Origin of the sequence: Nocardiopsis sp. CNS-639, from assembly GCF_000381685.1 — a bacterium.
Lineage (GTDB): Bacteria > Actinomycetota > Actinomycetes > Streptosporangiales > Streptosporangiaceae > Nocardiopsis > Nocardiopsis dassonvillei.
Genome location: NZ_KB906862.1, coordinates 206,948 through 221,170, shown reverse-complemented (window position 1 = coordinate 221,170; position 14,223 = coordinate 206,948). Strand labels below are relative to the sequence as shown.

The window sequence follows — 14,223 nt, the reverse complement described above, 5'->3', positions numbered from 1 at the left end:
CTGCTCTCCCTTCTGGTTCAGCCGCCGAAGATGGAGACCTTCTGGCGCTGGATGCTGGCGGTCAGGTCGGCGATGTCGTCCGGCTGTTCGAGGAAGCGCTGGAGCGCGGGGATCATGACGACGGACGCGAAGTCGGGACGGGTGTCCCGGTCCATGTACTGGGTGAGCGCTCCCGCGTTGGCGACCATGTCGTTGACCTTGGCGTCGAGTGCGCTGAACCCGCTGGTGTCGGCGTCCAGGTGGGTGGGGAGCGCCTGCGGGTCGATGGCGGTGTAGATCTCCTGGGCCCGGAGGGTGCCCAGGTGCCCCACGAGTTCGCGGGCCCCGTCGGGGTTGCGCGGGTCCCCGGAGAGCATGAACCCGTCGATGGGCGCCTCGACGGCGTCGGCGCCGATCTCGGGGTCGAACTCGGGGAAGGCGAAGCAGTCCAGGTCGTCCAGGTCCTCCCCCTCGGGGAAGACGTGGGTGATGAACATGCCGCAGAGCATCATCCCGGCCTCGCGCCGGACCAGGGCGGTCTGCGCCTCGTTGATCCCCCGGCCCAGGGGGTCGGGCTGGTGGTGGGGCAGCAGCTCGGCCCAGGTGCCGAAGACGCTCCTGACCTCGGCGGAGTCCCAGGAGTGGTCGCCGTTGAGCAGCTCCAGGTGGAACTCGGGGCCGTTCAGCCGCAGGTTGAGGTGGTCGAACATGCCCATCGCGGGCCAGCCCTCGCGGATGCCCGAGGCGAGGGGTTCGAGCCCGTCCGCGCGCATGCGCACGCACAGCTCCTCGAACTCCGCGCGGGTGGCGGGGACCTCGTAGCCGTGCTCCTCGAACACGCTCCTGCGGTGGAAGACCGCCCAGGGCGCGGTGGAGTCGGGGACGATGTACTGCCTGCCGTCGTCGGCCGTGCACAGCCTGCGTACCTGGTCGGTGAAGACGTCCCCGAAGTGGCGGTCCCAGACCTCGGAGACGTCGCTGATGAGGCCGCGTTCGGCGAAGAAGCGCGTCCGGTAGCCCGCGAACCAGCCGATGACGTCGTCCGGGGTGCCCTGGAGGTAGTTGTTGATGCTCTCCTGGAAGGCGGTGGACTGGAAGGTGTTGACCTCCACGGTCAGCCCGGAGTCCGCCTCGAAGAGCCCGACGCTCTCGGCGACGGCCTCGCGCTGGGCGGGGTTGGCGCGGTTGGAGGCGAGGGTGACCAGGTCGGGGTCCCCGCGCCGGCCCGCGCCGCAGCCCGCCAGGGCGGGCAGGGTCAGCAGCGTTCCGGCGCCGGCCAGGCCGCGCAGCAGGGTGCGGCGCCCCAGGCCCGGCGGGCCGGGCGGTCCCGACGATCCCGGTGGTCCGTGGTGCATGGGGGCCTCCTTCGAAGGGGGTGAACTGATGTGAAGGCGGTCACACGAACGTTTTAATATGTTCGACACGCACCCCCGGCCCTGTCAACAGGTCCCAACGTTTTCCAACAGTTTTCCGGCGAGAGGGTGGGTACCATTGACACCGGAGGGGAACCTGGAACACTAGATCCAACACATTCCCACATTTTCGATCATGCCTGGGGGGCGGATGCTGGCTGCGCAACGGCAGGAGCTGATCCTCGAACAGGTGCGGCGCAGCGGGGCGGTGCGGGTGGCCGACCTGGTCGAGAGCCTCTCGGTGTCGGACATGACCGTGCGCCGCGACCTCGACGCCCTGGAGAGCCGGGGCGAGGTGCGCAAGGTGCACGGCGGGGCCGTCGCACCGGAGGGCGCGCGCACCGAGGAGCCCGGCTTCGAGGCCAAGTCCACCCGCCAGGAGGACGAGAAGCACGCCATCGCGCGGGCCGTGGCCGAACTGGTCGAGCCGCACAGCGCCGTGGGCCTGTCCGCGGGCACCACGACCGCCACCGTCGCCGAGTACCTCACCGACACGCCGGGGCTGACGGTCGTCACCAACTCGCTGCGCGTGGCCGAGGTGTTCCACCGGGCCGCGCGGCCCGACCAGACCGTGGCGCTCACCGGCGGCTTCCGCACGCCCTCCGACGCGCTCGTGGGCCCGCTCGCGCTCGCCTCCGTGCGCGGCCTCAACCTGGACGTTCTCGTCCTGGGCGTGCACGGCATGCAGGAGCGCGCCGGGTTCACCACGCCCAACCTCATGGAGTCCGAGACCAACCGCGCCCTGGTGGAGGCCGCCGCCTCCCTCGTGGTCGCCGCCGACCACAGCAAGTGGGGCACGGTCGGGATCAGCACCATCGCGCCGCTGGACCGCTGCGACGTGCTGGTGACCGACTCCGGAACCGACCCGGCCGTCCGGGCCGCGCTGACCGAGCACGTGGGCCGCCTGGTGGTCGCCGACGTGCGACCGAGGAAGAGGGAGGACGGATGAGGAGGACCTCGGCCCGGCTGGCCGACGGCCGCGAGATCGTCTACTTCGACGAGGGCGACACCGCCCGCGAACCCGCGCCCGACCTGCGCGAGCTGCCCCCGTCCGCGACGGGCGCGGAGATGCGCTTCGACCCCCTGCTGCGCGAGTGGGTGGTGGTGGCCTCCCACCGGCAGGGCCGCACCCACCTGCCTTCCAGCCGCGACTGCCCGCTGTGCCCCTCGGCGGAGGGGCGCCTGACCGAGGTCCCGGCCGCCTCCTACGACGTGGTCGCCTTCGAGAACCGCTTCCCCTCGCTGGTGCGCGACGACGGTCGCGCCCTGGAGGGGGTCGGGGAGCTGGAGCCGTCCCGGCGCGTGGCCGCGGGCCGCTGCGAGGTCCTCGTCTTCGGCTCCGACCACGACGCGTCCTTCGCCGACCTGGGCCCCGAGCGGGCCCGCACGGTCATGGCCGCCTGGATCGACCGGACCGAGGCGCTGTCGGCGATGCCGGGCGTGGAGCAGGTGTACTGCTTCGAGAACCGGGGGCCCGAGATCGGGGTGACCCTGCACCACCCGCACGGACAGATCTACGCGTTCCCCTTCGTCACCCCCCGGACCCGGCGGATGCTCGACTCCGCCGAGGAGTACCGCGAGCGCACCGGCGGCTCGCTGTTCGCCGACGTGCTGCGCGCCGAACAGGAGGCCGGAATCCGGGTGGTGGCCAGGACCGAGCACTGGACGGCCTTCGTCCCGGCCGCGGCCCGCTGGCCCGTGGAGGTGCACCTGTACCCGCACCGGCAGGTGCCCGACCTGCCCGCGCTGTCGGAGGAGGAGCGCGAGGACTTCGGCCGCCTCTACCTGGACGTGCTGCGCCGCTTCGACACGCTCTACGACGCGCCCCTGCCCTACATCTCCGCCTGGCACCAGGCGCCCGTGCGCGACCGGCGCGACCTGGCCCACCTGCACCTGGAGCTGTTCTCGGTGCGGCGCGCGCCGGGCAAGCTCAAGTACCTGGCCGGAACCGAGTCCGGCATGGGCGCGTTCATCAGCGACGTCGCGCCCGAGACCGTCGCCGAGCGGCTGCGGGAGGTCGCACCGTGAGGCTGCTCGTCACCGGGGGCGCCGGATACGTCGGGAGCGTGGTGACCGCCCTGCTGCTGCGGGCGGGCCACGCCGTGACCGTCCTGGACGACCTGTCCACCGGGCACGCGGACGCCGTCCCCGAGGGGGCCCGGCTGGTGGTGGCCGACGTGCGCGAGGCCGCCGACGTGCTGGACCCGTCCGTGGACGCCGTGCTGCACTTCGCCGCCAAGTCCCTGGTGGGCGAGTCGGTGGCGGACCCGGGCAAGTACTGGCACACCAACGTGTCGGGGACGCTGGGCCTGCTGGAGGCCGTGCGGCGCCACGGCGTGGGGCGCGTGGTGTTCTCCTCCAGCGCCGCCGTCTACGGCGACCCCGCGGGCGACGCGCCGATCCGCGAGACCGACCCGGCGGCGCCCACCAGCCCCTACGGCGCGAGCAAGCTCGCCGTCGACCACATGCTGGAGTCGTGGGCCGCGGCGCACGGTGTCGGCGCGGTGAGTCTGCGCTACTTCAACGTGGCGGGGGCGCACCTGGGCTTCGGGGAGCGGCACGAGACCGAGACGCACCTGGTGCCGAACCTGCTGCGGGTGGCCGCCGAGGGGGACGGGCACGCCAGCGTGTTCGGCACCGACTACCCGACCCGGGACGGGACGGCGGTGCGCGACTACCTGCACGTCGCCGACCTGGCCGACGCGCACCTGCGCGCCCTGGAGAGCGTGCGCCCGGGCGTCTTCCGCGTCCACAACCTGGGCACCGGCGGCGGGCACAGCGTGCGCGAGGTGATCGAGGCGGTCCGGCGGGTGACCGGCCGCCCGGTGCCCGTGGTGGACGGTCCGCGCCGCGCGGGCGACCCGGCCGTCCTGGTCGCGGCCAACGACCGGGCCCGTCAGGAGCTGGGCTGGACGCCGGGTCGCACGCTGGAGGAGACCGTCGCCGACGCCTGGGAGTTCGTCCTGGCACGGCGCGGCACGGCCTGACCCCCATCGCACAGCAGGAAGGCAGGACCTCGTGGACGACGTGACGACCGCGTTCCACTCGGCGTTCGGGTACGGGCCCGAGGGCGTGTGGACCGCGCCGGGGCGGATCAACCTCATCGGCGAGCACACCGACTACAACGACGGGTTCGTGCTCCCCTTCGCCCTGCCCCACGCGCTGACGGCCTCGGCCGCCCGGCGGACGGACGGGCGGGTGCGGCTGGTCTCCCGGCAGTCGCCGCAGGAGTACGCGGCCCCGGTGGGCGACCTGGTCCCCGGCGCGGTGGAGGGGTGGGCCGCCTACCCCGCCGGGGCGCTGTGGGTCCTGCGGGACGAGGGCCACCCGGTGGACGGGTTGGACCTGCTGGTGGACAGCACGGTCCCGAGCGGGGCGGGCCTGTCCTCGTCGGCCGCGCTGTCGTGCGCGGCCGTCATGGCCGCGGCCTCCCTGTACGGGGCCGACCTCGCGCCGGGCGAGGTGGCCCGGCTGGCCCAGCGGGTGGAGAACGACTTCGTGGGCATGCCCTGCGGGATCCTGGACCAGTCCGCGTCCATGCTCTCCACCGAGGGGCACGCCCTGTTCATGGACACGCGCACCCTGGAGACCGAGCAGGTGCCCTTCGACCCCTCCGCGGAGGGGCTGACCGTGCTGGTGGTGGACACCCGCGCCCCGCACCGGCACGTGGACGGCGCCTACGCCGAGCGCCGCCGCTCGTGCGAGGAGGCCGCGCGCGTCCTGGGGGTGGCGGCCCTGCGCGACGTCACCGACCTGCCGGGCGCCCTGGCCGCGCTGCCCGACGACGTGTCCCGCCGCCGGGTGCGCCACGTGGTGACCGAGAACGAGCGGGTGCTGCGGGCCGTGGACCTGCTCCGGTCCGGGCGCACACGGGAGGTGGGGCCGCTGCTCACCGCCTCCCACGCCTCGCTGCGCGACGACTACGAGGTGAGCGTGCCCGAGGTGGACACCGCGGTGGACGCGCTCCTGGCCGCGGGCGCGCTGGGGGCCAGGATCACCGGCGGCGGCTTCGGCGGGTGCGTGGTCGCCCTGGTGGAGACCGGGCGCGTGGAGGCCTGCGGGAAGGCGGTGCTGGAGGCCTACCGGGAACGGGGCTTCGAGGAGCCGGCCGCGTTCGGGGCCCTGCCGTCCGCGGGGGCGCGCCGCCTGCACCCCTGAGGCGCCGGTCGGGGAACCGCGAGCGGTCGGCCCCGCCCGGGGTTGTGGGAGCGCTTCCATGGACAATGGTGAGACGGTGGACACAAGGGACGAGGGAGCACGCATGGGACTCAGGTTCGGTCTGCTGGGCACCGGTTACTGGGCCGCGGAGACGCACGCGGCGGCGCTGGACGCCCACCCCGGCGCCACCCTGGCGGGGGTGTGGGGGCGCGACGCGGCCAAGGCGGCGGCCCTCGCCGAGCGCTACGGGACCCGGGCGTACGAGGACTTCGAGGCGCTGCTGGACGACGTGGACGCCGTGGCGATCGCGCTGCCGCCCCACATCCAGGGCGACCTGGCCCTGCGCGCCGCCCGGGCGGGCAAGCACCTGCTGCTGGACAAGCCGCTGGCGCTGTCGACCCTGGCGGCGGACGCGGTGGTCGCCGAGGCCGAGGCGCGCGGGCTGGCTTCCGTGGTCTTCTTCACCAGCCGCTTCTCGGACAACGTGGTGGAGTTCGTGGACTCGGCCGCGTCGGAGGGCGGCTGGCACGGCGTGCGGGCGACGCTGTTCGCCTCGATCTTCGAGCCCGGCAACCCCTACGGCGGCTCGCGCTGGCGTCAGCAGAAGGGCGGCCTGTGGGACGTGGGCCCGCACGTGCTGTCGCTGGTGCTGCCCGTGCTCGGCCCGGTCACGCAGGTGACGGCGATGGCGGGGCCGCGCGACACCGTGCACATGCTCACGCGGCACGAGAACGGAGCGGTCGGCTCGTTCGCGGTGACCGTGGACGCCGCACCCGAGGCCAAGGCCTTCGAGGTCGTGCTGCACGGCGAGCGGGGCTGGGTGCCGGTGCCCGGCGGCGACCGGAGTCCGGTGCAGGCGTTCGGCACGGCGGTCGACCGGCTGCTGGCACAGGTGGAAGGAGAGGTCGGCGACCCCTGCGACGTGCGCTTCGGCCGGGATGTGGTGGCCGTGCTGGAGGCCGCCGAGGCCTCCGTGCGCCTGGGCCGGGCCGTGGGCGTGGACGAGGCGCTCGGTTAGCGGCACGGGACGGCGCCGCCCGGAGGCGGACCTCGCGGGTCGGCCTCCGGTGCGGCGGCGGTGCCTCTCCGGACCTCGTCGGCCGCGGGGTCAGGCGGTGCGGCCCCTCGCTCCCCTGGAGTAGAAGCCGTCGGCGAGGTAGACGATCGCTGCGGCCACCAGCACCTGGATGATCAGCGTGATGATCCATCCGGCGCCGAAGAGCGCCGCGGCGATCCAGCCGCCGATGAAGGCGGCCACGATGCCCAGGACCAGGGTGAGCCAGATCGGCAGGTGCTGTTTGCCTGGGACGATGAGGCGTCCCAGTGCGCCGACGATCAGGCCGACGATGATCGCACTGATGATTCCGGTGATCTCCATCTGTTCCTCCCGGATGTTGACGCCCTCACCCCCTGCCCGCTCGGTGACGGCGAAAACACGCGGGACACGCGCCCGGCACCAAGGCTTTGCGCGTTCCGTGCCCGGCCGTGGCCTGGTCGGCTACCAGCTCGCGACCCCCTGGAGGGCCAGGGCGAGGAGGCCGCGCGTGATGGACTCGGGCATCGGCCGGTCCACGCGCAGGGCGGCGTAGAGGACGGTCATCGGCAGCGCCACCAGGGCGGCGACGGACAGGAGCGCCACGCCCTCGGCCAGCGGCGTGACGAGATCCCCCGCGGCGACCACGCCGAGCGCGGGGTCGGCCGTGAGCGCGGTCAGGGCGGCGACCCCGAGGGCCAGGGCCGCCACGACCAGCAGCGTCGTCCAGAGCACCCGGTGGCCGCCGAGCCAGCGGGTCAGCGCGCGGCCGAGCACGTGCAGCGGTTTGACCACGAGCCACAGCAGCACCGGTGCGAGCAGGAGGCTCACCAGCAGCACGGAGGCCATGCCGTCCTGGGAGACGGCGAGCGCGCCCATGGAGTGCGCGGTCGCCAGCACAACGAACACCAGGGCCCAGGTCAGTGCGTAGACGCCGAGCGCGATGAGGCTGCGCGTGCGCAGCACGCGCCTGCGCGCGGTCGAGAACTCCTCCCGGGGCGGGCTCCCTGTTCCGGCTGTCCTGGCGGTCGTGTCCACAACCCTGGCCTCTCTCCTCGGGGGCACCGGCTCTCCTCGGCCGAGGCGCCGGCCCCGCGGCGCGGGGGCGGGGGTGCCCGACAGCGGATGCGACGCACGCGCGGCCCGAACGGTTCTGCCCTTCGCAGAACGCCTGTGGACGCACTCCCCCGCGAGACCGAGGCGGCGTAGGCTCGTCGGGTGAGACCGTCGCGCACGACAACCGTGGAGGCCCGATGACCGACGTCCTGAGTTCCCTGGACGAGGCCCGCGCGGGCAGGCGCGCCGAGGAGCCTCCGGAACCCCTCATGCGCGACCTCATCGGCGACCTGCTGCGGCGCACCCGCAACGAACAGGGCCGCACGCTGCGCGAGGTGGCCGAGGACGCCCAGGTCTCGCTGCCCTACCTGTCCGAGATCGAGCGCGGGCGCAAGGAGGCCTCCTCCGAGGTGCTCGCCGCCGTCTACCGCTCCCTGGGGCTGAGCCTGTCCGACGTGCTGGGCGGGCTGTACGAGCGCACCGTGACAGCCCGGCTGACCCGGACGGGCACCGGTCTGGGCGACTACCGGCCCGCCACCGCGCCCGCCCATCAGGCCCGGGTCCTGTCGCTGGCCGCCTGAGGGCGGCGGCCCTCCCGGGGCCGGGGGCCTTCGCGCGTCCGCGTCCCCCGGCTCCGGACGGTCCCCTAGGCGGCGGTCCTCCCCGCCGCCGGGTGCGCCTGGCGGGTGGTGATGATCCCGTCCACCAGGCCGTACTCCTTCGCCTGCTGCGCGGTGAAGATCTTGTCCCGGTCGGTGTCGGCCCGCAGCCGCTCCTGCGTCTGCCCGGTGTGCCGGGCCAGGATCTCCTCCACCTGCGAGCGGACCCGCAGGATCTCCTCGGCCTGGATCTCCAGGTCGGCGGCCACGCCCTGGCCCTCCCCGGAGGGCTGGTGCAGCAGCACCCGCGCGTGCTCCAGGGCCGTGCGCTTGCCCGCCGTGCCCGCCGCCAGCAGCACCGCCGCGGCGGAGGCCGCCTGGCCCATGCACACCGTGGCCACGTCCGCGCGCACGAACCGCATGGTGTCGTAGATGGCGGTCAGCGCGGTGTTCGAGCCGCCCGGCGAGTTGATGTAGAGCTGGATGTCGGTCTCGCTCGACTCGTAGTCGAGGTGGAGCATCTGCGCCATCACCACGTTGGCGACGTCGTCGTCGATCGGCGTGCCCAGGAAGATGATCCGCTCCGACAGCAGTCGGCTGAACACGTCGAAGGACCTCTCGCCGTGGGGCGTACGCTCCACCACCATCGGCACCGTGTAACGTCCGCTCACCGGTCCTCCCCCTTCACGTACGTGGCGAACCCGGGCGCCCCGGCGCCCAGCCGGATACCGCCGCCGTCCATCTCCGCGACCGACGCGACCACGTGGTCGACGAACCCGTACTCCCTGGCCTCCTGCGCGGTGAACCAGGCGTCGCGGTGCTGGTCCCGGGAGATGGTCTCCTCGGTCTGGCCGGTGTGCTTGGCGATGAGCCGCACCATGGTCTGCTTGGTGTGCGCGAGGTTCTCGGCCTGGATGGCGATGTCGGCGGCCGTCCCGCCCAGGCCCCCGGAGGGCTGGTGCATCATGATCCGCGCGTGCGGCAGGCTGTAGCGCTTGCCCGGCGTGCCGACGCAGGCCAGGAACTGGCCCATGCTGGCCGCGAACCCCATGACCAGGGTGGACACGTCGTTGGGCACGAAGTTCATCACGTCGTAGATGGCCAGTCCGGCCGACACGGAGCCCCCGGGGCTGTTGACGGCCAGCGTGATGTCCCTGCGCGGGTCCTCGTCGGCGAGCAGCAGGATCTGCGCGCACACGCGGTTGGCGCTGGCCTCGTCGACCTGCGTGCCCAGCAGCACGATGCGGCTGCGCAGCAGGCGCGTGGCCAGCTGGTCGTCGAAGGCACCGCCGGAGGTCTCGTCCGAGGCGGCGACATGGGTCGGCATGGCACTCTCCCTTCCCCGGCCCCCGTGGGCCGGTGATCCCAGCCTGCGGCGGCGGGGAGGGAGACTTCCACCGTTTCGGCCCGGGGCAGATCTGCCGACGGCAGAGGCCCCGCGGGCGGGGGCTCCGGGCCCGTACCGGGGACCCCACCGGCCCCGGGCGCCTCAGGTCTCGTCGAGGGCCTCGCGCAGGTCGCGCAGCAGGGTGAGCACCATCGGGCGCAGCGACGGCCTTATGGCGTCGAACACCTGGCGCTGCTTGCGCTCCATGTCCCTGCGGCGGATCGCGAGCACCCGCTCGCCCTCCTCGGTGAGGGTCACCACCGTGCTGCGCTCGTCGCGCTCGGAGCGGCGGCGCGCCATCATGCCCTTGCGCTCCAGCTGTTGGATCATGCGGGTGGCGGAGGGGGACGAGACACCGACGATGTGCGCGACGGCGCCGACGCTGGGGCTGTCCATGCCGCGCACCGCCTCCATCAGGAGCGCCTGCGTCAGAGTGAGATCTTCGGCACCCCGGTGGCCGTGACCGCTGCGCGAGCGGGCGTGGAGAGCCGCGTTGATGAGTTCGGTCCAGGCGCGCTGGAACTCCTCGAGCTCGGAACCGTGCTGTTCGGCACGGGGTTCGTGGGTCTCGTCGGGCACGAAACGGTCCTCGCATGCTGGGCGGGCACCGCGGGTCCACAATCCGCGCGGTGGTTTGACGTTTGTGTAGTCTAGCTATTAAATAGCTAAGGCACGCAAGTTCACATACATCCATGCCCCCACAAACCGTAGCGACACCTCCCGTCCACTGACCGGTTGTGGACACGGTGCGGGGCAGTGGACGTCCGTCCGATACCAGGGCGGGCCCGGACAGGTCCGGGAGGGGCGCATTGACAACAGTGCTGATCGCGCATTTCATCGCAGCTGCGATCGCGCCGTTACTGGTGCGCCAGTGGGGCCGTAACGCCTTCCTCGCGCTCGCCGTCGTCCCGGGTGTGTCCACCCTCTGGGCCCTCTTCCAGATCCCCGCGATCATGCGCGGCGAGACCCTCGCCGTCTCCATCCCCTGGGCACCGGAGTTCTCCCTCCGGCTCGGCCTGTACATGGACGCCCTGGGCCTGGTGATGACGCTCATCGCCGCGGGCGTGGGCGCGCTGATCCTGGTCTACTGCGCCCGCTACTTCGACGACTCCGAGCCCGGTCTGGCCCGCTTCGCCGGGGTGTTCGTCGCCTTCGCCGGGGCCATGCTGGGCCTGGTGCTGGCCGACGACCTCATCCAGCTCTTCGTCTACTGGGAGCTGACCACGGTCTTCTCCTACCTGCTCATCGGGCACAGCACGGAGCTGAAGGAGAGCCGCCGGGCGGCGATGACGGCCCTGACCGTCACCACCTTCGGCGGACTGGCGATGCTCGTGGGCATGATCATGCTCGGCGAGACCGCCGGGACCTACGTGATCTCCGAGATCGTCGCCTCGCCGCCGGCCGGCGCCCTGGTCAACGTCGCGCTCGTGCTCATCATGGTCGGCGCGATGTCCAAGTCGGCCCTGCTGCCGTTCAGCCTGTGGCTCCCCGCCGCCATGCGCGCCCCCACGCCGGTCTCCGGCTACCTGCACGCCGCGGCGATGGTCAAGGCGGGCGTCTACCTGGTGGCCCGGCTCACCCCCGCCTTCCACGACGTCGCCGTGTGGAAGTACACGGCCCTGTTCTTCGGCACGCTCACCATGGTCCTCGCGGGCTGGAAGGCGCTGCGCCAGTACGACCTCAAGCTGGTCCTGGCCTACGGCACCATCAGCCAGCTGGGCTTCCTCATCACCCTGCTGGGCGCCGGAACCCAGGCCGGCGCCCTGGCCGGGATCTCGATGCTCATCGCGCACTCGCTGTTCAAGGCGCCGCTGTTCCTCGTGGTCGGCGTCATCGACCACAGCACCGGGACCCGCGACCTGCGCGAACTGTCCGGCCTGCGCTCCTCCATGCCCGTGACCTTCTGGACCTCGGTCGTGGCGCTGGCCTCCATGGCGGGTCTGCCGCCCACCCTCGGGTTCGCCGCCAAGGAACTGGCCTTCGGCGCCTTCGAGCACGGCGGAGGCGCCGACATCGCCGTCCTGGTGGGCATCGTGATCGGCTCCACCTTCACCGTCGCCTACAGCCTGCGCTTCCTGTGGGGCGCCTTCTGGGACAAGGAGAACGTCCCGGCCACCCCGCTGCACGCCCCCGGCCCGCTCCTCCAGGCGCCCGCCGCGGTCCTGGCCGGGCTCGGCCTGCTCGGCGGCCTGCTCTCCACCCTCGTGGACCCCTTCCTGGCCGTGTACGCCGACACCGTCCCCGTCGCCGAGGGCGACTACGCCAAGCACCTGGCCCTGTGGCACGGCCTGGGACTGCCCCTGCTGCTGTCGGCGGTGTGCGTCGCGGGCGGCCTGGCGCTGTTCCGGTTCCGCCACGAGATCGTGTGGGCGGGAACGCGGACCGCGCTGCCCGACGCCGACCGGGTCTACCGCCGGATGCTGGCCGCGCTGGAGAACCTGGCCCTCCAGGTCACCGGCGGCACCCAGCGCGGTTCGCTGCCGGTCTACCTCGGCACCATCCTGGTCACCCTGGTCGTCGCCGCCGGGTGGTGGATGGTCAGCGGCCGGATCTGGGAGGGGGACTACCCCGCGGTGCGCCTGTGGGACAGCCCGGTCCAGATCATCCCGGTCCTGATCATCGGCGCGTCCGCCCTGCTGACGCTGTTCGTGCGCCGCCGCCTGTTCGCGGTGATCCTCGTGGGCACCGGCGGCTACGGCGTCGCCGCCCTGTTCTACCTGATGGGCGCCCCCGACATCGCGCTCACCCAGTTCCTCGTGGAGACCGTCAGCCTGGTGGTCTTCGTGCTGGTGCTGCGCCGCTTCCCAGCCCGCTTCTCGGCGCCCGCGCTGCGCGGGCGCCGGGTGTGGAACCTGGCCCTGGGCTCGGCCACCGGAGTCCTGGTGGCCGCGATGACCTGGTTCGCCCTCGCGGGCCGCCAGGAGCCCTCCATCTCGGCGGGCTACCCGGCCGCGGCCGAGGAGGCGGGCGGCTACAACATCATCTCGGTCCTGCTGGTCGACGTCCGTGCCTGGGACACCATGGGCGAGATCTCGGTGCTCGCCGCCGCGGCCGCCGGCGTGGCCAGCCTGATGTTCGTGCGCCGCCGCGCCCAGCCGCGCAAGACGCCGGGCGGGGTGATGGCCCTGTCGGTCACCGAACCGCCGCCGCCCGCCGACGGCCAGCGCGGACTCGACCTCGGCGGCCTGCAGTTCGCCCCCCGCAGGATGCACGTCGAGCCCCGGTGGGCGCGCACCTGGCTGCCGGGCGCCGACGCCCTGCCCACCGAGCGCCGGTCGGTCATCTTCGAGGTCGTCTCGCGCTTCCTGTTCCCCGTGATCATGGTGATCTCGGTGTACCTGCTGCTCACCGGCCACACCGCCATCGGCGGGGGCTTCGCGGGCGGCATCGTCGCGGGCCTGGCGTTCATCGTCCGCTACCTGGCCGGAGGCCGGTTCGAGCTGTACGCCACCGCGTGGGTGCAGCCGGGCGCGCTGATCGGCGCGGGCCTGGCCGTGGCCACCGGCACCGCGCTGGGCGGGGCCGTCTTCGGCACCGACGTCCTCGCGGGAGGCGACACCTACATCGACTTCTGGATCCTGGGCGAGGCCCACGTCACGGTGTCCATGCTCTTCGACATCGGCGTGTACCTGCTGGTGATCGGGCTCATCCTCGACATCCTGCGCAGTCTCGGCGCCCGCATCGACGAGCAGATCGAGCGGGACGCCGCGCACTCGGAGGCCCAGGCCAGGACCGGGGGACCCGAACGCCCCGAGGAGGTCATCTCGTGAACGAGTCCCCCAGCCTGCTCCTGGTCGTCATCGTCGGCGTCCTGGTCGCGGTGGGCGTCGTGCTCCTGCTGGAGCGCAGCCTCACCCGCGTGCTGCTCGGCTTCATCGTCATGAGCAACGGGGTCAACCTGATGATCCTGTCCATGGCGGGCGAGCCCGGCGGGCCTCCGGTCCTGTGGTTCACCGAACCGGAGGAGATGACCGACCCGCTGCCGCAGGCGATGATCCTGACGGCGATCGTCATCACCCTCGGCATCACCGCGTTCCTGCTGGCCATGGCCTACCGGAACTGGCAGCTGGAGGGCAACGACGAGGTCCAGGACGACGCGGAGGACCTGCGCATCGTCCAGGGCGAGGGCCGCCGCGCGGTGCGCCAGCGCTTCCTCAAGGAGCGCCGCAGGCTCCAGGCCGACATCCGCCGCCAGCGGGCCGAACTCCAGGCGACCATCGCCACCGCCGACGCCCGCGAGCTGGCCGAGCAGGCCCGCATCAAGGCCGAGATCGCGCGGGCGCAGGCCGAACTGGCCCGCTACGAGCTGGAGGCGGAGGAGAACGATCCGGACGAGCAGTCCCGCGAGACCATGCGCCGCCTGAGCGACCGCGCGGAGTCGATGACCGCCCAGGTCCAGGAGCTGCGCGGGCGCATCCGCCAGGGGCGCAGGCGCCTGCGCGAGCACAGGCGGGCCGACCGCGCCGCCGAGCGCGAGCTGTGGCGCGAGCTGCGCCGCCGCATCCGCTCGCAGCGCAGGCAGGCGCGCCAGACCATGCGGGCCGAACGCGAGCGCCTGGCCCGCGCCGAGGACAGCGACCTGCAAGGGAGCGAGTGACC

The 14,223-nt window shown here is 72.9% G+C and carries 14 protein-coding genes; 8 read left to right on the top strand and 6 right to left on the bottom strand.

Going from position 1 to position 14,223, the window contains the following annotated elements; translation table 11 throughout:
* Window positions 1-17 precede the first annotated feature (17 nt).
* Window positions 18-1,334 (bottom strand): ABC transporter substrate-binding protein, encoded by a 1,317-nt coding sequence (locus G011_RS0116050; RefSeq protein ID WP_019609373.1) that lies wholly within the window; start codon window positions 1,332-1,334, stop codon window positions 18-20.
* A 208-nt stretch (window positions 1,335-1,542) separates the two neighbouring features.
* On the opposite strand from G011_RS0116050, the gene G011_RS0116045 reads away from it, so the two are divergent.
* The 5 genes from G011_RS0116045 to G011_RS0116025 all read left to right on the top strand — a co-directional run bounded on the left by G011_RS0116045 (window position 1,543) and on the right by G011_RS0116025 (window position 6,567).
* A complete protein-coding gene (locus G011_RS0116045) occupies window positions 1,543-2,340 on the top strand; it encodes a DeoR/GlpR family DNA-binding transcription regulator (RefSeq protein WP_019609372.1) in 798 nt (265 codons plus the stop codon).
* Window positions 2,337-3,419: a galactose-1-phosphate uridylyltransferase gene (galT, locus tag G011_RS0116040; RefSeq protein WP_019609371.1), complete on the top strand. Its 1,083-nt coding sequence runs from the start codon at window positions 2,337-2,339 to the stop codon at window positions 3,417-3,419. Before G011_RS0116045 ends, galT begins: the two co-directional genes overlap by 4 nt.
* Window positions 3,416-4,378: a UDP-glucose 4-epimerase GalE gene (gene galE, locus G011_RS0116035; RefSeq protein ID WP_019609370.1), complete on the top strand. Its 963-nt coding sequence runs from the start codon at window positions 3,416-3,418 to the stop codon at window positions 4,376-4,378. Before galT ends, galE begins: the two co-directional genes overlap by 4 nt.
* A 31-nt stretch (window positions 4,379-4,409) precedes the next feature.
* Complete coding sequence (gene galK / locus G011_RS0116030) at window positions 4,410-5,549, top strand: galactokinase (protein ID WP_019609369.1); 1,140 nt, start codon at window positions 4,410-4,412, stop codon at window positions 5,547-5,549.
* A 103-nt stretch (window positions 5,550-5,652) separates the two neighbouring features.
* Window positions 5,653-6,567: a Gfo/Idh/MocA family protein gene (locus G011_RS0116025; RefSeq protein ID WP_019609368.1), complete on the top strand. Its 915-nt coding sequence runs from the start codon at window positions 5,653-5,655 to the stop codon at window positions 6,565-6,567.
* 90 nt (window positions 6,568-6,657) lie between these two features.
* On the opposite strand, the gene G011_RS0116020 is transcribed toward G011_RS0116025, so the two are convergent.
* Together G011_RS0116020 and G011_RS0116015 are read right to left on the bottom strand one after the other, a co-directional pair.
* Window positions 6,658-6,927, bottom strand: coding sequence for a GlsB/YeaQ/YmgE family stress response membrane protein (locus tag G011_RS0116020; protein WP_019609367.1), 270 nt, complete (start codon window positions 6,925-6,927; stop codon window positions 6,658-6,660).
* A gap of 120 nt (window positions 6,928-7,047) precedes the next feature.
* Window positions 7,048-7,647 (bottom strand): hypothetical protein, encoded by a 600-nt coding sequence (locus G011_RS0116015; RefSeq protein WP_026338354.1) that lies wholly within the window; start codon window positions 7,645-7,647, stop codon window positions 7,048-7,050.
* A 188-nt stretch (window positions 7,648-7,835) separates the two neighbouring features.
* Here G011_RS0116015 and G011_RS0116010 point away from each other — a divergent pair, with 188 nt between their 5' ends.
* On the top strand, window positions 7,836-8,219 hold the full coding sequence (locus G011_RS0116010) for a helix-turn-helix domain-containing protein (protein WP_013155888.1): 384 nt from the start codon (window positions 7,836-7,838) through the stop codon (window positions 8,217-8,219).
* 65 nt (window positions 8,220-8,284) lie between these two features.
* On the opposite strand, the gene G011_RS0116005 is transcribed toward G011_RS0116010, so the two are convergent.
* The 3 genes from G011_RS0116005 to G011_RS0115995 form a co-directional block, all read right to left on the bottom strand.
* A complete protein-coding gene (locus tag G011_RS0116005; RefSeq protein ID WP_017563239.1) occupies window positions 8,285-8,908 on the bottom strand; it encodes an ATP-dependent Clp protease proteolytic subunit in 624 nt (207 codons plus the stop codon).
* A complete protein-coding gene (locus G011_RS0116000) occupies window positions 8,905-9,564 on the bottom strand; it encodes a ClpP family protease (protein ID WP_013155886.1) in 660 nt (219 codons plus the stop codon). The genes G011_RS0116005 and G011_RS0116000 overlap by 4 nt, the downstream gene beginning before the upstream one ends.
* A 162-nt stretch (window positions 9,565-9,726) precedes the next feature.
* Complete coding sequence (locus G011_RS0115995; protein ID WP_013155885.1) at window positions 9,727-10,203, bottom strand: MarR family winged helix-turn-helix transcriptional regulator; 477 nt, start codon at window positions 10,201-10,203, stop codon at window positions 9,727-9,729.
* Between the two features lie 239 nt (window positions 10,204-10,442).
* Here G011_RS0115995 and G011_RS0115990 point away from each other — a divergent pair, with 239 nt between their 5' ends.
* Both G011_RS0115990 and G011_RS0115985 read left to right on the top strand, forming a co-directional pair.
* Window positions 10,443-13,394 (top strand): Na+/H+ antiporter subunit A, encoded by a 2,952-nt coding sequence (locus G011_RS0115990; protein ID WP_019609364.1) that lies wholly within the window; start codon window positions 10,443-10,445, stop codon window positions 13,392-13,394.
* Window positions 13,391-14,221, top strand: a complete 831-nt coding sequence (locus tag G011_RS0115985) for a Na(+)/H(+) antiporter subunit C (protein ID WP_013155883.1) — start codon at window positions 13,391-13,393, stop codon at window positions 14,219-14,221. Before G011_RS0115990 ends, G011_RS0115985 begins: the two co-directional genes overlap by 4 nt.
* Window positions 14,222-14,223 lie beyond the last annotated feature (2 nt).